Source organism: Hyalangium sp. (assembly GCF_045802625.1).
In the GTDB taxonomy this organism is placed as follows: Bacteria; Myxococcota; Myxococcia; order Myxococcales; family Myxococcaceae; genus Hyalangium.
Window position 1 is genome coordinate 53,747 of sequence record NZ_JBJMQP010000071.1, and the last position, 16,829, is coordinate 70,575.

13 protein-coding genes are annotated in these 16,829 nt (G+C 69.7%); 8 read left to right on the top strand and 5 right to left on the bottom strand.

The features are described 5' to 3' along the window. The first annotated feature begins 30 nt into the window (after window positions 1-30). On the top strand, window positions 31-2,481 hold the full coding sequence (locus tag ACJ8AT_RS14400) for a DEAD/DEAH box helicase (RefSeq protein ID WP_407738293.1): 2,451 nt from the start codon (window positions 31-33) through the stop codon (window positions 2,479-2,481). 72 nt (window positions 2,482-2,553) lie between these two features. Here ACJ8AT_RS14400 and ACJ8AT_RS14405 read toward each other — a convergent pair whose 3' ends face one another. Then, the gene (locus ACJ8AT_RS14405) at window positions 2,554-3,042 is read right to left on the bottom strand and encodes a helix-turn-helix domain-containing protein (protein ID WP_407738294.1); all 489 of its coding nucleotides are present in this window, start codon (window positions 3,040-3,042) and stop codon (window positions 2,554-2,556) included. Between the two features lie 44 nt (window positions 3,043-3,086). Here ACJ8AT_RS14405 and ACJ8AT_RS14410 point away from each other — a divergent pair, with 44 nt between their 5' ends. The 6 genes from ACJ8AT_RS14410 (at window position 3,087) to ACJ8AT_RS14435 (ending at window position 12,784) form a co-directional block, all read left to right on the top strand. Further along, on the top strand, window positions 3,087-4,316 hold the full coding sequence (locus ACJ8AT_RS14410; RefSeq protein ID WP_407738295.1) for a Glu/Leu/Phe/Val family dehydrogenase: 1,230 nt from the start codon (window positions 3,087-3,089) through the stop codon (window positions 4,314-4,316). Window positions 4,317-4,476: 160 nt separating this feature from the next. Continuing rightward, window positions 4,477-4,854: a hypothetical protein gene (locus ACJ8AT_RS14415; protein ID WP_407738296.1), complete on the top strand. Its 378-nt coding sequence runs from the start codon at window positions 4,477-4,479 to the stop codon at window positions 4,852-4,854. Window positions 4,855-4,994: 140 nt separating this feature from the next. Beyond that, window positions 4,995-5,441 (top strand): hypothetical protein, encoded by a 447-nt coding sequence (locus ACJ8AT_RS14420; protein WP_407738297.1) that lies wholly within the window; start codon window positions 4,995-4,997, stop codon window positions 5,439-5,441. A 105-nt stretch (window positions 5,442-5,546) separates the two neighbouring features. Then, complete coding sequence (locus tag ACJ8AT_RS14425) at window positions 5,547-6,764, top strand: threonine ammonia-lyase (protein WP_407738298.1); 1,218 nt, start codon at window positions 5,547-5,549, stop codon at window positions 6,762-6,764. 48 nt (window positions 6,765-6,812) lie between these two features. Beyond that, window positions 6,813-8,183 carry a peptidase MA family metallohydrolase gene (locus ACJ8AT_RS14430; protein ID WP_407738299.1) on the top strand — a complete coding sequence of 457 codons (1,371 nt, stop codon included), beginning with the start codon at window positions 6,813-6,815 and terminating at the stop codon, window positions 8,181-8,183. Between the two features lie 137 nt (window positions 8,184-8,320). After that, a complete protein-coding gene (locus tag ACJ8AT_RS14435; RefSeq protein WP_407738300.1) occupies window positions 8,321-12,784 on the top strand; it encodes a DUF6982 domain-containing protein in 4,464 nt (1,487 codons plus the stop codon). A 90-nt stretch (window positions 12,785-12,874) separates the two neighbouring features. On the opposite strand, the gene ACJ8AT_RS14440 is transcribed toward ACJ8AT_RS14435, so the two are convergent. Next, a complete protein-coding gene (locus ACJ8AT_RS14440; protein ID WP_407738301.1) occupies window positions 12,875-13,504 on the bottom strand; it encodes a YceI family protein in 630 nt (209 codons plus the stop codon). A 246-nt stretch (window positions 13,505-13,750) separates the two neighbouring features. Between ACJ8AT_RS14440 and ACJ8AT_RS14445 the strand changes: the two genes are divergently transcribed. After that, window positions 13,751-15,391, top strand: a complete 1,641-nt coding sequence (locus ACJ8AT_RS14445) for a sigma 54-interacting transcriptional regulator (protein WP_407738302.1) — start codon at window positions 13,751-13,753, stop codon at window positions 15,389-15,391. A gap of 33 nt (window positions 15,392-15,424) precedes the next feature. On the opposite strand, the gene ACJ8AT_RS14450 is transcribed toward ACJ8AT_RS14445, so the two are convergent. The 3 genes from ACJ8AT_RS14450 to ACJ8AT_RS14460 all read right to left on the bottom strand — a co-directional run bounded on the left by ACJ8AT_RS14450 (window position 15,425) and on the right by ACJ8AT_RS14460 (window position 16,822). Further along, a complete protein-coding gene (locus ACJ8AT_RS14450; protein WP_407738303.1) occupies window positions 15,425-16,099 on the bottom strand; it encodes a DUF1751 domain-containing protein in 675 nt (224 codons plus the stop codon). A 225-nt stretch (window positions 16,100-16,324) separates the two neighbouring features. Continuing rightward, window positions 16,325-16,522 (bottom strand): hypothetical protein, encoded by a 198-nt coding sequence (locus ACJ8AT_RS14455; protein WP_407738304.1) that lies wholly within the window; start codon window positions 16,520-16,522, stop codon window positions 16,325-16,327. Between the two features lie 84 nt (window positions 16,523-16,606). Next, the gene (locus ACJ8AT_RS14460) at window positions 16,607-16,822 is read right to left on the bottom strand and encodes a hypothetical protein (RefSeq protein ID WP_407738305.1); all 216 of its coding nucleotides are present in this window, start codon (window positions 16,820-16,822) and stop codon (window positions 16,607-16,609) included. Between the last annotated feature and the right edge of the window lie 7 nt (window positions 16,823-16,829).

A 16,829-nucleotide genomic window follows, 5' to 3' on the forward strand; every position in this document is an offset into this window, starting at 1 on the left:
AGGGTAATGCAGGGGCTATGCCCCTGCTTGATGAGCGACATTCCTCAAGAACCGAATCCCGCTTCGAGCCCCCCTGAGTCAGAGACGCCAAGCCGTCCCGCGGAGTACGTCGCGGACATCAGCTTCGAGGACATGAACCTCTCGGAGCCAATTCGCCGGGCCATCGCCGAGCGCGGCTACACCAACCCCACCCCCGTCCAGGCCAAGGCGTTCCAGCCCGCCATGGAGGGGAGGGATCTGATCGTCCGGAGCAAGACCGGCACCGGCAAGACGGCCGCCTTCGGCCTCCCCCTGCTGGAGAAGATCCCCGCGGACGACAAGCGGGTGCGCGCCCTCATCCTCTGCCCCACGCGCGAGCTGGCGCTCCAGGTGGCCGACGAGCTGCGCGAGCTGGGCAAGCACAAGGGCGTCAAGGTGGCGGCCATCTACGGCGGCGCCTCCATGAAGCAGCAGGAGGACGCGCTCGAGGAGGGCACCCCCATCATCGTCGGGACGCCGGGGCGCGTGTTCGACCACATCAACCGCGGCAACCTCAAGCTCGAGGGCTGCGACCACGTGGTGCTGGACGAGGCCGACGAGATGCTCAACCAGGGCTTCTACGAGGAAGTCACCCGCATCCTCGACCGGCTCCCGAAGAACCGGCAGGTGCTGCTGTTCAGCGCCACGGTGCCCACGGACATCCAGAACCTCATCGCCCGGTACACGACGAACGCGGAGACGCTGCTGCTGTCCGGCGACGTGTTCACGGTGGAGCACATCCACCACATCCGCTACGACGTGTCGGACGCCTTCCCCAAGCCGCGCAACCTCATCTACATCCTGGAGAAGGAAGAGCCGCAGAACGCCATCATCTTCTGCAACACGCGGGATGACACCTCGCTGGTGACGGCGGTGCTCAACCGCAACGGCTTCGACGCGGACCTGCTCAACGGGGACCTGCCGCAGAAGGAGCGCGAGCGGGTGATGGGCAAGGTGAAGCGCGGCGAGGTGGCCTTCATGGTGGCCACGGACATCGCCGCGCGCGGCATCGACATCTCCGGGCTGGAGTACGTGATCAACTACTCGCTGCCCGAGGACCCGGCCGTGTACCTGCACCGGGTGGGCCGCACCGGCCGCATCGGCAACAAGGGCACCGCCATCAACCTCTTCTCCGGCCGCGAGCTGGCCACCTACACCGTGCTGGAGAAGAAGTACGGCATCAAGTTCGAGAAGCGCGAGATGCCCGCACCCGAAGAGGCGATGCACCTGTGGACCGAGCGCCACCTGCGGGAGATCCGCGACGGGGCCGGGGGCACGGTGTTCGAGGGCTTCCTGCCGCTGGCCACCCAGCTCAAGCAGCGCCCGGACGCGGATGACCTGATCGCCTTCCTGCTCAAGTACTTCTTCAGCCACCTGCGCATGGAGAAGGCCCAGGCCGCGCAGGAGACCGAGAGGCCGGCACCGGAGCGCAAGCCCGAGGGCCGCCGCGAGGGGCGTGAAGGCCGCGAAGGCCGCGAGGGGCGTGAAGGCCGCGAGGGCCGCAAGGAGCGGGGTGAGCGGGGCGAGCGCCGGGAGCGTGACCGCGACCGCGACAAGGAGCGCCCGCCGCGCACCGAGCACGGCGAGCGTCAGCCCCGTCCGCCCCGCCGGGACGAGCCCCGCCGAGGCGCTCCTCCTCCCGCCATGGAGGCGGGCGCGGGCGAGGCCAAGCTGTGGGTGAACCTGGGGACGGCGGATGGGCTCGGGCCGGGCAGCGTGGCCACCGCGCTGGAGGATGCCGGCGCGCCCGTGGGCAAGGTGCTGCGCGCCGAGCTGCGCCCCACCTTCGGCTACGTCTTCGTGGCCGAGGAGGACGTGGCGCCCTTCGAGGCCCTCAACGGCAAGCAGCACGGCACCAAGACGATCCGGGTGGAGAAGAGCAAGCCGCGCAGCGAGCGCACCGAGGACAGGCCTCGTCCCCCGCCCTCGCCCGATGCGGGCCCCGGTGAGGTGAAGCTCTGGACCAACCTGGGCATGGATGACGGGCTGGACGAGGCGAAGTTCATCGCGGCCCTGGAGGCCCTGGGGGCTCCCCAGAGCAAGGTGATCAAGGCCCTGCTGCGCCCCACCTACGGCTACGCCTATGTCGCCGAGGCGGACGCTCCGGCCTTCGAGGCCCTGCTCGGCAAGCCCTTCGGCGAGAAGCCCCTGCGGATCGAGCGCCACCGGCCCCGAGGCGCCCGCGAGGACCGTCGCCGCGAGCGCCGCGAGGAGCCGCCCGAGGTGCCGGGGCAGACTCGCATGTGGGTGGGCCTGGGCAAGTCCGAGGGGCTCGATGAGGCGGGCGTCACCGCCGCGCTCGAGGGCCTCGGCGCACCCGCGGGCAAGGTGGCCCGGGTCGAGCTGCGGCCCACGTACGCCTATATCTTCGTCGCTGACGAGGATGTCGCCGCCTTCGAGACCCTCAACGGCAAGCAGCACGGCGAGAAGGCCCTGAAGATCGAGAAGGCCAAGCGCCGGTAGCCCTCCGAGGCCATGACGGATGCGTGGGCAGTGAGGACGGGGCCGCGAGAGCCCTCGCCCCGTCTCTCTCCCCTACGGAGAGGCGCTCTTGGCCCGGCGGGCCCGGTGGTAGTGGGCCACGCACAGGCCTCGGGCCAGCACGGGCCGGCCGCAGCCGGGCTCGGCGCAGCGGGCCGGGTCCAGCGCCTTGTCCTCCCGGCGCCCCGCGCCCTCGGCGAACATCAGCTCCGCCACCGACAGGAGCCGGTCCACGTCCTCGCGCGAGAGCTGGCGCTCGCGGATGAAGTGCACCAGCCGATCCGCGCCGGTGTCGTCGTCCTCCTCCAGCCGGAACAGCTCGGAGGGCGGCAGGCCGAGCGCCGCGGCCACCTGGAGCAGCGTCTCGTAGCTGGGGCTGCGCTCCCCGCGCTCCAGCAGCGAGGCGAAGCTCACGGAGATTCCGCAGCGGGCGGCGAAGTCCTCCTGAGTCAACCCTCGGCGCTCGCGCAGCGCCCGGATGCGGCGCGCGAGCCCCTGCAGGTGTCCGCTGGTGTCTGGGGCGTGCGGCGGGCCGGGGCGCATTCCGTTTCCTATGGTAGCTCACCCCATCTGGTAAGGTCTCGCGCATGAATGCCGTCGAGGAGACCAACTACTACTTCCGCAAGGCCGCCCGCATCATGGACGTCGGCACGCCCATCGAGACGCTGCTGGCCACGCCCCTGCGCGAAGTGAAGGTGCAGGTCTCCATCGAGATGGACTCCGGGGAGATCCGCACCTTCACCGGCTACCGCATCCAGCACGACAACAGCCGCGGGCCCATGAAGGGCGGCCTGCGCTTCCACCCCAAGCTGGACCAGAGCGAGTGCGCGGCCCTGGCCTCGCTGATGACGTGGAAGACGGCGGTGGCCAACCTGCCCTACGGCGGCGCCAAGGGCGGCATTACGTGCGATCCCACCCAGCTCAGCCTCAAGGAGCTGGAGCGCCTCACCCGCAAGTACGTGGATCAGGTGCAGGACGTGATTGGCCCCACGCGGGACATCCTCGCTCCGGACGTCAACACCAACCCCCAGGTGATGGCGTGGATCATGGATCAGTACTCGCGCTACCACGGGCACTCGCCGGCGGTGGTGACGGGCAAGCCGCTGGATCTCTACGGCTCCAAGGGCCGCGAGGCCGCCACCGGCCGCGGGCTGCTCTACGTCTGCCGGGAGATCCTCCGGGACGTGCACCTGCCCATGAAGGGCACGCGCTTCGCTATCCAGGGCTTTGGCAACGTGGGCAGCCACATCGCCCGGCTGCTCTGGGAGGACGGGGCGGTGGTGGTGGCGGTGTCGGACGTGCTCGGCGGCGTGCGCAACCCGCAGGGGCTGGACATCCCCAACCTCTTCGAGCACGTGCAGCGCACCGGCACCGTGACGGGCTACACCGGCGGCCAGGCCTGCTCCAACGAGGACGTGCTGGCGGCGGACTGCGAGGTGCTCATCCCCGCGGCGCTTGGGCACGTGATTACGAAGGAGAACTCCAACGCCGTGCGGGCGCGGCTCGTCATCGAGGGCGCCAACGGCCCGACGACTCCGGAGGCGGATGAGCTGCTGGAGAAGCGCGGCACCCTGGTGGTGCCGGACATCCTGGCCAGCGTGGGCGGCGTCACCGTCAGCTACTTCGAGTGGGTGCAGAACCTCCAGCACATGTCGTGGGAGGAGGACCGCGTCAACGCGGAGCTGGAGCGCACCATCAAGGAGTCCTACGAGCGGGTGACGCAGCTGGCGCGCTCGCGCAAGGTGCCGCTGCGCACGGCGGCCTTCATCCTCGCCATCGGCCGGGTGGGCAAGGCCACGGTGATGCGCGGCATCTGAGCCAGCGCCACCAATGGCACGCCACTGGAGGCGCGATAGGAGTTTTTCGAATTCCATGCGGAGAACGCCCCCAAGCAGCGCAGCCGTAAGCTCCGGTCATGCACTCGTCCTGGTCATGGGGCTGTGCCTCTGGGGCAGTTGTGTTCATCCCGGAACACCGATGAGTTCCACCTGCAGCGAGGTGCCCACCGTGGAGGAATGCCAAGCAGCCGCCCAGGTGATCACGAGTGACTGCCTCAAAAAATGCGTGGAGATGCAGTGCGCGGGCATCAAGATCAACTGCAGCAGCCCGGAGATACAAAAGAACTGCAAAGACAAGAGCAGCGAAGGCATCGTCGCGATGGGTTATGTCGCACGGTTCGACGACGTCCCCGTTTCATGCGCCAGCCCATGGAAAGAGATCAATTGGTGCGAGGTGCCCTCTTCGAGGGAGTGCCGCGCCAAAGCCATGGTTCACGAGTTGGCGCATTCATGCGGCTGGCACCATAACCAGGGATTCGGCGTGCCCGGTGACGACGGGAATTTGCCGTGCAACTGAGCCCGCGTCTTCTCATATCCACGCTGCTTCTGATGCTCGTGGGATGCAGAGGCTTGCCTTTCTTTTCCCCCGCCTCAACGGACTCAAGCAGCACAAAAGAGGCCACGCGGACTGTCGATGGCGCTTTCTCGCGAGCCAAGTTGGAGATGCAGGACATCTCATTTGACGGGGAGGACCTTCATGGCCGTCTCCTGATCAGCCCTGTCGGGACTGAACTCCGCATTGACAGGCGCCTCATTGAGAGCGGCGACCTGACGGTAGACTCCGTTGTGAAGTGCGATACAGGTGAAGCCCTCCCCTACGTCATCATGGATGTGTACGCGCGTGCCCCCCGTGAAGAGGACATCCTGATCCTGAAGCCCGGTTTCTGGTACGGGAAGGAGATACGCATCTTTCTCTTCGCCGAGCACGCCACCCATCAACCAAACCCGCAGTGCTTCGAAGCGGAGATTGAGTACCACGCTCTCGACGTCAAGAACGTCGCGCGGGTGCACATCCGGGCTGAGCGCAGCCCGCCACCCTCTCCAGATGCGGGCGTCCCCATTGAGAAGCCCCAGGAGGGTGCCTCGAAACCAAGGATTGAGTGAGGCCCCGAGGTTCGCCGCATCCGCTCCCCTCCTTGCACCTCTAACAGCAAGCCCACACTCCCTGCCCCTTTCGCGCCCGCCCCGCATCCGCTATGGGGCCGCGACATGGTGAAACTCCAGGACATCCTCGCCGCGCGAGAGCGCATCCGCGGCGCCATCCGTCCCACCCCCTGCCCCGCCTCGGACTACTTCACCGAGCGCACCGGCTGCGCCGCCGTGTGGTTCAAGATGGAGAACCTCCAGCACACGGGGGCCTTCAAGGAGCGCGGCGCGCTCAACAAGCTGCTCACGCTGACGGACGAGGAGAAGGCGCGCGGCGTCATCGCCGCCTCGGCGGGCAACCACGCGCAGGGGCTCGCCTACCACGCGCGCAAGCTGGGCGTGAAGGCCACCATCGTCATGCCCGAGCGCACCCCGCTGATCAAAGTCTCGCGCACCCGCGATGACTACGGCGCCCACGTCGTCCTCAAGGGCGCCAACTTCGACGAGGCCTACGCCGAGGCCGTCAACATCCAGAAGGCGCAGAACCTGGTCTTCGTCCACCCCTTCGATGACGCGCAGGTCATCGCCGGGCAGGGCACCATCGGGCTGGAGCTGCTCGAGCAGACGCCCTTCATGGACATGGTGGTGGTGCCCATCGGCGGCGGAGGGCTGATCTCCGGCATCGCCTGCGCGCTCAAGGAGACCAACCCGCGCATCCAGGTGGTGGGCGTGCAGACGGAGGTGCTCTGCAGCATGAAGGAGTCCCTGAAGGCGCAACATGTGGTGGAGCTGCCCCCGGGAGCCACCATCGCGGATGGCATCGCGGTGCGGCGGCCCGGCGAGCTCACCTACTCCATGGTGCACAAGTACGTGGATGACGTCGTCACCGTGGACGAGGAGGAGATCGCCAACGCCATCCTCGTCATGCTGGAGCAGGAGAAGAGCGTGGTGGAGGGCGCCGGCGCGGTGGGCATCGCCGCGTTGATCAACAACCACATCCCCCAGGCCAACGACAAGAAGACCGTGGTGCTGCTGGGCGGCGGCAACATCGACATGAACGTCATCAGCCGCATCATCGAGCGGGGCCTGGTGAAGGCTGGCCGCCTGGTGCGCCTGGAGGTGCGGCTGCCGGACCGGCCCGGCATGCTCGCGGGGCTCACGTCGCAGATCGCCGAGCAGCGCGCCAACATCGTGGAGATCCACCACAACCGCGCCTTCTCCAAGGCCGGCCTGGGCGAGGTCATGGTCGAGGTGACGCTGGAGACCACCGGCCGCCCGCACATCCAGGAGATCATCGGCGCCCTGAGCCGCCAGGGCTGGCAGGTGGCGGAGGAGACGTAGCCGGGGGCTCTTCAACGCCACCTGGGGGCTCGGCCATACTGGGCCCCCATGAATTCCCTCCTCCTCGCGCTCCTCCTCACCGCCGCGCCTCCGGCGCAGAAAGCCCAGCAGCTCGCCAAGGCCAAGGCGTGGGAGGAGCTGTACCTCGCCTACTCCGCCGCGGACCCCAAGGGCTATCCGGACCCCGAGCGCAAGGCCATCGCCGAGCCCCTCCTCAAGGGCTGCGAGGCGCTGGTGGCCAGTGACGCGGTGATGGCGTACTCGCTCGGCGAGCGCTCCGCGGCCTTCCAGGAGTCCGCCGGCAACCTGCGCTGCCTGGCCCGCGCGGCGCTCGCCACGGATCAACGCGGCGCCGCCGAGGAGGCCCTGCGCAAGGGCCTGGCCAACTACCCCAAGGAGGGCGCCTTCGGCCTGGAGCTGGGCAAGCTGCTGCTGGGGGACAAGGATGGCGTGGGCGCCGCCGAGGCGCTCGGCAAGGTGCCGCCCCGCTCTCCCCAGGCCGCCGAGGCCAGGAAGCTGCTCCAGAAGGCCAAGAGCCTCTCCGCCGAGGACAACCAGGCCCGCGCGCAGGCCGAGACCATCGAGCGGCGCATGAACGGCGAGGACTCCCCCTCCGGCGGGAAGAGCAGGCCCGCCGTCGCCCATGACGAGGGAGACACCCGCGCCACCAGCCTCTCCTACGAGTCCGGCGTGAGCGCCGACGGCATGCGCACCCGCGCCAACAAGCGCTTCGTGATGAAGTACTTCAACAACAACCGCGACTTCGGCCAGCGCGCCGAGTACGAGGGCAAGGTCGTCGCCACGCTCGAGGAGGCCTACGAGTTCACCCGCGGCATCCTCGGCGAGGCGCGCGAGTCCCCCGTGGACGTCATCCTCTACACCCGCGAGGAGTTCCGCACCCACCAGGGCGCCTCCATGGCGCGCACCGTGGCCGGCCTGTACTCGGACGGGGCCATGCGCATCAACGATGCCGCCGAGCTGACCCAGCAGACCAAGGCCACCCTGGTGCACGAGTACGTCCACTCCGCGGTGGACGACTTCTGCGGCGGCCGGAACCAGCTCCCCACCTGGCTCAACGAGGGCCTGGCCGAGTATGTGGAGTGGCGCTACCTGGGCGGAGACGGCCCGCCCGTCACCATGGCCAACGAGCTGCGCGCCGCCGCCCGAGGCGGCAGGCTCCCCAGCCTCAGCGGCATGGCCCAGGGCATGCTCATCCAGACCGCCGATCCCGCCCTGGCCTACGCCACCTCCGCCGTCGCCGTCCGCGAGCTGATGCACCAGGGAGGGGCCCCCCGCCTGCTCGCCCTCATCCGCGAGGTGGGACAGGGTGTCCCCTTCGAGGGGGCGCTCCAGTCCAACTACGGCATGGATGTGGCCAAGCTGGAGGAAGAGGTCAAAGCGACCCTCTCCCACAGGTAGCGGGCGATCGAGCCATTCTGGTCCGTTTACCGGCTGCCGAGACTCTCCTACACTCTCGCCTCCAAATTTGCGCTTCAGGCGTTATGGCGGGAACCTCGCCCCGCCTACGCCTTACCCCCCCGTAGCAAGGTGGACGGATGTCCGACACGCGCGCGGCGATGAGAGAGTTTCGCTTCCTCGACGAGAAGCGAAAGATGGGGAGCCTGTCCCCAGTAGAGGAGGCTCGCTGGAACGAGCTGCGTGGACTCCTGGGAGTCCAGGACGCGCCCGTCCAGGAGACGCCTGCGGCCGAGGCCTATCCTCAGCAGGAGCAACCCCAGGGCTATTACGGCGCGGATGGGCAGTGGTACGCCTACCCCGCCGGCTATCCGCAGCAGCCCCAGCCTCAGGGCTACTACGGCGCGGATGGGCAGTGGTACGCCGCTCCCGCCCCGGGCTATCCGCAGCAGCCTCAGGGCTATTACGGCCAGGACGGCCAGTGGTACGCCTACCCCGCTGGCTATCCGCAGCAGGGCGATGATCCGAATCAGGCGTATGCCCAGGGCGGATACGATCCGAACCAAGCCTACGGCGCTTATCCGCAGCAAGGCTACGATCCGAATCAGGCGCAGGGGTACGATCCCAACCAGGCCTACGGCGCCTATCCGCAGCAGGGCTACGATCCGAATCAGGCGCAGGGGTACGACGCGAGCCAGGGCTACGCCAACCCCAACCCCGACTATTCCGCCCAGGGGTACGCGGCCCAGGGCTACGCCACCCAGGGCCAGCAGCCGTACCCAGCGGACCCCAACCCGGGCGACGCCGGTGGCTACGCGCAGCCGTACTACCCGGAGCAGCAGGCTCCGGCGGAGGCCTGGCCCACCGCGGCAGAGAACTCCTATGAGCAGCCCGCTCCCATTCCCGCTCCCGAGCCCGAGGCCGCTCCGCAGGCCGCGGAAGAGGACGACTTCGGCTCGCTGAGTGGCTCCTCGTCCTGGAGCACGCCCGAGTCCACCCCCGCGCCAGCTCCGGCTCCTTTCCAGGCCGAGCCCGCGCAGGACGCCCTGCCGCAAGCCGAGGCGGATGATGTCCTCGAGGTGTCCGCCGACGAGGTGACGGATGTGGAGAGCGCGGACGTGGACAGCGCGCAGGCTCCCACAGCGCAGCCCGCGCCGGCCTTTGCCCCGGAGAGCCTCCAGACCCACACCGAGCCCGTGGCCGCCGCCTACGAGACCCAGCCGCTCTCCGACAGCGAGGTGGCCGGGGCCTCGGCAGATGACTCCGCGGAGCCCATCGAGCTCGGCGCGGACGATGTCTCGCTGATCGATGCGGAACCCGAGCCCGAGCCTGAGCCCGTGGCTCCCGTGGCCGCGCAGCCGGCTCCCGAGGAGGCCGCTCCTCAGCCCGCCTCTTCCGAGGTCGTGCTGGAGACGTCCTTCGCCGAGATCGCCACCGAGGAGGCCGCTCCTCAGCCCGAGCTTCAGGCCGAGCCTGAGCCTCAGCCCCAACCGGAACCCCAGCCGGAGCCCCAGCCACTCATCGCCGAGCCCGTCGAGGAGCTGTCCCTGGACGACGTGCAGCCGGAGCCTCCGGCCGCTCCGTCGTTCCCGGCTCCTGAGCCCGCGGCTCTCGCGAGCGAGCCTGTGCTCCATGCGGAGCCCTCCCCGTTCGACAATGACGGCTGGAGCGCCGCACCGCTCTCCACGGACACCGCGGCACCGGAGCCCGTGAGCTCCGCGCCCCCGCCGACGTTCGAAGCCGAGCCTCTCCCCGCCGAGGCCGTCTCCCAGGCCGAGCCGGAGATCTCCCTCACCTCCGAGGACATGATCGAGGCGGCTCCCGCCCCCGCGGCGCCCGAGCCCACCCCGTCCGTCGAGGCCGCGAGCCCCGACTCCACTCCCGTCCTCGAAGCAGCGCCCATCGAGACGCCCCCCGCCCAACCGGAGGCCCTCGCCAGCGCCGAGCAGCCCACGCTCGAGGTCTCCGAGTTCGAGATGGAGATCAGCGCCGAGGTGGCTCCGCCTCCCGCTCCTGCTCCCGAGCCCGTCTCGGCCGCTCCCGCCGAGGCGCCCGTCTCGCAGGAGGCCCCTACCTTCGACGTGGCCGAGCTCGGCGCCGAGGTCGAGCCCGAGCCCGCGACACCGGCCCTGGAGGCCCACCTCGCGCATCCCTCGCTGGAGCTGCGCCCGGTGCAGGTCGCGCCGGATCTCCAGGCGGACACCATCGAGCTCACCGAGGACGCCGTCGAGTCCGCGGAGCCCACCGCTCCGGCCAGCGACACGATGCCGGCCTGGGAACCTGGGACCTCTGACTCGCAGGAGCCCGCGGTCCAGTCCGCCACCGCCTCTGCTGTCGAAGACGTCGATCTCTCCGGCAACCCGGAGGAGGCCGTTCCTCTCGCGACCAATGCGGACTTCGTGCCGGGACTGACCGCGAGCTCCGCGTGGGAGTCGGACCGCTCCATCGAGCTCTCCGCCGAGCCCGCACAAGAGGCCAGCAGCGACGTCATCGAACTCACCGAGGCCTCCGTCGAGATGCAGCCGGCGGAGTCCTCCGCCGTGGCCGCGGACAGCTGGAGCACCGGAGAGGCCTCGCAAGCGGCTCCGGAGCCCATGGCCGCGCGTGACACCTCGCCGGACTGGGCCAGCTCCGAAGCCCCCATCGAGACGAGCCCCAGCAGCCTGGAGGCCTCCAGCAGCGAGGCCGCGGTGGCCTCTGAGTGGACCGCCTCCTCCACGAGCGCCCAGCCCGAGTGGCTGGAGACCTCGCGGACGGCTGCCCCCACCCCGGAGACCAACTCCGAGTGGGAAACTCCGCCCGCACCGGAGAACCCCTGGGCCGAGCCTGCTGCCCCCGCGTCGCCCTCCGAGTGGAGCGCCACGCCCGAGCCGAGCACGACGCCCGAGTGGAACGCGTCAGCGCAGGAGGATCAGCCGGTCCTCGAGGCCACACCCGAGGAGCCAGCTCAGCCCTGGACCGCGCAGCCCGAGCCCACGGCCCAGACCGAGTGGTCCGCCGCTCCCTCCGAGGGGACGAGCTGGCAGCCCGAGCCTCCCCCGGCCCCCACGCCTGGCTGGGAAGCGACGCCCGTGGAGGTGGACGCGGAGCCCGAGCAGGGGTGGTCCGCCCAACCCACCACCGAGCCTCCCCCGCCGCCGCAGCAGCCCGAGCGCGCCGAGTGGGCAGAGCCCGAGCCCGAGTGGGTCAAGGATCCGCCCCAGCGTGATCAGTTCGGCGCGACCACGGAGATCTCCAAGCTCTCCGCCGAGCAAGAGAACGAGTACGCTCCTCGCGAGCAGTGGCCCGCGGGCCCCAGCCCCTTCGATGCGCCGATGGACGACTTGGGGGCCGCCAACCACCCGGTGCAGCAGTATCCGGCGGACCTCGCGGCCTTCGGCGCGCCGATGCAGAACCTCTCCGAGCCCGAGCCGGACCTCGGCGGCAGCCCGCCTCCGCCTCCCGTAGCGCAAGCCGCCTCCGAGCCGAGCATCGACGTCACCTTCGACGACGCGCCTCCGCCGCCGCCCGCGATGGAAGCCGCCTCCGAGCCAAGCATCGACGTCACCTTCGACGACGCGCCTCCGCCGCCGCCCGCCGCGGCCAGCGAGGAACTGCCCGTCATGGAGGTGGCCGAAGTCGCCGAAATCGCCGAAGTCGCCGAAGTCGCCGAGGTGGCTGAAGTCACCGACGTGGCCGAAGTCGCCGAAGAGGCCGAGATCGAATTCACGGAGGAGGCTGCCCCTCCGCCCCCCGCGATCCCGGTGCCGCCTTTCAGGCCCGCGGCCGCGGTGGCCATGCCGCCCCCGCCTGCCCACGCGCGGGCGCCCATCGCCGTGCCGATGCCTCCTCCCGCGCCCGCCGCGGCGCGCATGGCTCCGGCCCCCGCGACCCACGCCAGGGCGATGGTGCCTCCTCCGCCTCCTCCGGCAGCCCGTGCGGCGTCGCTCCCGAGCATCCCGGTGGCGCCCTCCATGGCCGTCCCTCTGCCCACGCCGGGAGTGGCCCGCCCCTCCGCCGCGAGCATGCAGGCCATGAGCGCCGCGGTCCCGCTGCCCCCGGCCGCGCCGCCGGTGCGCCCGCCTCCGTCCGCGCCTGCGCGTGCGTCCGTCGCGGCCATGGCTCCCGTGGCCATGCCGCCCCCGCCTCCCCGCGCCGCGGTTCAGGCCGACGCCGCGGTCGCCATCGAGGAGGCCCCGCTCTTTGATCCGCGGGGCGTTCCGCTGGCGCCCGCCGACACGGGCCCGCGCTCCTGCTTCGTGGAGGGCGAGCACCGCGTCATCATCCACACCGTGGAAGGCCAGGTGAAGCGAGGCATCATCCGCGACGTGGATCTGCTGGATGAAGTCATCGCGCTGGAGCAGCAGACCGGCTTCACCCCGGAGCGCATCCCCGGCAAGCGGGTGAAGGCCATCTTCTTCATGCTCCCCGCCGGCGCGCGCCAGCCGCAGGCCGATGGCCAGAAGATCCGCGTCACCTTCAACGACGGGCGGCAGGTGGCGGGCTTCTCGCGGGACTTCAAGGAAGGCGGCCAGGGCTTCTTCCTCATCCCGGCCGACAGCCGCACCAACACCGCGCGGATCTTCGTCTACCGCACCAGCGTCCAGGCCGTGGCCGAGGGCTGAGCGCCCTCCCCGTCCGTTGCCCGCACGAAAAAAGAGGGGCCTCGGTGAACGAGGCCCCTCGGGTGCTCTGATTCAGTAAGCGGACCGGGACTACTTGGCGTCCTTGGCGGTGGTGTTGGCCGGAGTGGCGGCCTTCTTCACGGCCTCGAGGTCGAGCGTCACCTTCACATCATCGCCCACCGCCACGCCGCCCGTCTCCAGGGCCGCGTTATAGGTCAGCCCGAAGTCCTTGCGGTGGAGGGTGGTGGTCGCCGTGGCGCCAATGCGGATCTTGCCCTGCGGATCCTTGGCCTCCTTGGAGGGACCCTCGACGTCCAGGACGACTTCCTTGGTGACGCCGTGCATGGTCAGGTCGCCCGTGACCTTGAGCTGGCCCTCGCCCGCCTTCTCCACCTTCTTCGACTTGAAGGTGATGGTCGGGAACTTCTCCACGTCGAAGAAGTCCTTGCTCTTCAGGTGCGTGTCACGCGCCGCCACGCCCGTGTCGATGGTGGTCGTGTCGATGGTCACCGCCACGGTGGACTTGGTGATGTCCTTGTCGTCCAGGTCCAGCGTGCCGGTCATCTTGCTGAACGAGCCACGCACGTTCGACACCATCATGTGCTTCACAGCGAACCCCGCGTTGCTGTGGGGCGCGTCAATCTCGTACGAGGCCGCCATCGCGAGCGACGGCACGGACAGGGCGGCAATGGCCAGGGCGGACTTCATCAGCGTCTTCATGACTTCCTCCAAAACTGCGGTTCAATGGCGCGGCGCGGGGGGACTCGCCCAGCCGCGGGGGACCCCAGATGCCCGAGTCCCTCCCGTCTGTCGAGTCCCCTTCCCGCCACCCTCGCTTGTTTAGCAACACCCGTACCAAGCGCCCAGACACTCCAAGTGCTTGAAATCGCGGGGAGGGCACTCCTTTGAGTGGCGCGGGGCTCTCAAATTGATAGTCATGTCCCTCGTTCTGGAAGGAGCGGCGCCATGGCGGGCACGTTGGAGCTGGATCTGCGGGAGTTGCTGAGCTTCGAGCCGGGAGGTGGGCTCATCCACTTCGCCGGGCAGCGGGCGCTGCTGATGGACGCGGTGGCGCTGGGGCTGCTGCGCAAGGAGCTGATCACCACGCTGGGGATGACGGCGGCCCGAGGCATCCTCACGCGGCTGGGCTTCGCCCAGGGCTGGCGCATGGCCGAGGCGATGAAGACGGCCTTCCCCTGGCCTGACGAGCAGGCCTGGCGCCGAGCGGGCGGCAAGCTGCATACCCTCCAGGGGCAGGTGCTCTTCGAGCCCGTGGAGCACCGGCCCGAGGAGGGCCCGCCGCCGTTCGCCGAGGCGCTGTGGCGCGAGTCCTACGAGGCCGAGCAGCACCTGCTGCACCTGGGGCGGGCGGATCAGCCGGTGTGCTGGAGCCTCACGGGGCTGGCCAGCGGGTACATGAGCTACTGCCACGGCAAGTCCATCTACTGCCTGGAGACGCGCTGCGTGGGGAAGGGAGACGCGGTGTGCCAGATCGTCGGCAAGCCGGCCGAGGAGTGGGGACCGGACTGCGTGCAGGAGCTGCGCTTCTTCGAGACACAGTGCATGGAGGGCGCGCTGGCGCAGGTGACGGAGGCGCTCAAGCAGGCCGAGCAGAAGCTGCGGCAGAAGCGGCGCACGCTGGCGCGGGTGACGGGGGACACGGAGGATCCGTCCGGCATGGTGACGCGCACCCAGGAGATGAAGCGGGTGCTGGGGCTGGCCCGCCGCGCGGCGAAGGTGGACTCCACCGTGCTCATTACGGGAGAGAGCGGCGTAGGCAAGGAGCGCATCGCCCGCCTCATCCACGACGAGTCCGGCCGGGCGCCCAAGGCCTTCGTGGCCGTCAACTGCGCGGCCGTCACCGAGAGCCTCCTGGAGAGCGAGCTGTTCGGCCACGCCAAGGGCGCCTTCACCGGCGCCACGCATGATCGGCCGGGCCTGTTCGAGGCGGCCAGCGGCGGCACCCTCTTCCTGGACGAGGTGGGCGAGGTGCCCCCCGCCATGCAGGCCAAGCTGCTGCGCGCGCTGCAGGAGAAAGAGGTCCGGCGCGTGGGGGAGAACCAGAGCCGCAAGGTGGACGTGCGGGTGGTGGCGGCCACCAACCGCCACCTGCTGGAGGAGGTGAACGCCGGGCGCTTCCGGCAGGATCTCTACTACCGGCTGCGGGTGATCGAGCTGAAGGTGCCTCCGCTTCGCGAGCGCCGGGAGGACATCCTCCCGCTGGCGCGCCTGCTGCTGATCGAGGCCACCGAGCGGCTCGGGCGCCGGGTGCTGTCCTTCTCTCCGGACGCGGCGGATCAGCTGCTGCGCTACGCGTGGCCGGGCAACGTGCGCGAGCTGGGCAACGCCATCGAGCGCGCGGTGGCGCTGTGCGAGGGCTCGCGCGTGGAGCGGGAGGATCTGCCCGAGGAGGTCCGCGCGGCGCCGCCCAGCTTCCTGCCGGGCAGCTCGCCGCGGACGCTGGAGGACATGGAGCGCGAGTACATCCTCGCGGTGCTGGCGAGCAACGGCGGCAACCGCTCACGCACCGCCGAGCAGCTCGACATCGGCCTGGCCACGCTCTACCGCAAGCTCAAGCACTACGGGCACCCCGAGGCGCCCAACTGAGCCCGAGCGGCCTCGGCCCCACGGCCCGGCACCTCAGTTGAGGAACCGATCGTTCGGGCGCTCCTCGGAGACGACGTGCAGGTTGCGCGAGCGGTTGCGCAGCTGCCGCTGCAGCCGCCAGTGCTGGAAGTGCAGCCACAGCCCGCGCGGGCTCCGGCCCTTCACGTAGCCGAAGATCAGCAGCAACCCGAGCACGTCCGGCAGCTGCTGCAGCAGCCCCGCGAACGGGCCACCGTTGGCGGTGAGCACCCACAGCGCCACGAAGCCCGCGCCGATTCCCGCGAACGCATTGCCCGACAGGGGGATGCCCCAGAAGTTGGTCTGCCCCCGTCCAATGGTGAGCCCGTACGCCACCCAGAGGATGCTCGCCATCACCGAGCCGCCCGTATGGGGGAACATGCCCACCACCGGGAACACCAGCGCCAGCAGCGAGGTGAGGAACCCCGCCAGCGCCGTGGTCCCCACCGTCACCAGCAGCAGCCGCCTCGGGCCCCACACCCCCTCCAGCCAGCCCCCGCTGGACCAGATGATGATCGCGCTGAAGAGGATGCCGGTGGCGCCCGCCTCGATGAAGCCGTAGGTGAACGGCTGCCAGAGCAAGCCGCCCAGGGTGCCGGGCAGCAGCAGCAGCAGCACGCCCAGCCCGTTGCGCGTCAGCAGGAACAGCACGGAGACGGCCACCATCCCGAGCGCGAGCTTGGCCGCCATGGACTCCAACCCCGGAATCCCAAGCCCTCCACCGCCCCTTCTGCGCATCGGTCGCATCCCTGCTCCTTCACGCTCGAACGCCGAGCCGTCCAAAGGTGGTGGAAGCCGGGCCACTTCGCAACCACTTCGTCATCCAGTGGTCGCTCCAAATGAAGAAGGGCGCCCCTCCCCTACCTCGGGAGAGCGCCCTTCGAATGTCGGCTGCCCGTCAGGCGGGCGAGCCGCTCAGCTCCTGAACTTGTAGAAGAGCGTGATGGTGAGGCAGTGGAACTCCTTGTCGGAGGACTGGGTCACCACCTTGTCCACCACCTCCACGTTGGGGTTCTCCTTGAGCCACTTGGTGATGTTCTCACCCATGTTCTCGCGATCTCGCGCGAGCGTGGTCGAGAACACCTTGACGCCCGTGAAGCTGATAAGACCCATTCCGACCCTCGTCTAAAACCAGAGATTCCGCACGTTTACCCCGACTCTACCCCTGCGGCAAGAAACGGGGCGGATTTTCCGGCTTCAGCGAGCCGCGGCCGCCTTGCGCTGCTGGCAGGCCATCTCGTCCTTGCACGAGGGGCCGATGCCGTCCGGGTGAGGCCCCAGGGGCGCCTTGTCGCTCTCCTCCACCCCACACAGCACACACTTGCGCTTGCGGTTGCGGCGCTCCGCCCGGCGCTGCTCGGCGATCTGCTTGGCCCGCTCGCGGGCCGTCTTCGCATCCACCTCGTTGCTCATCTCACGT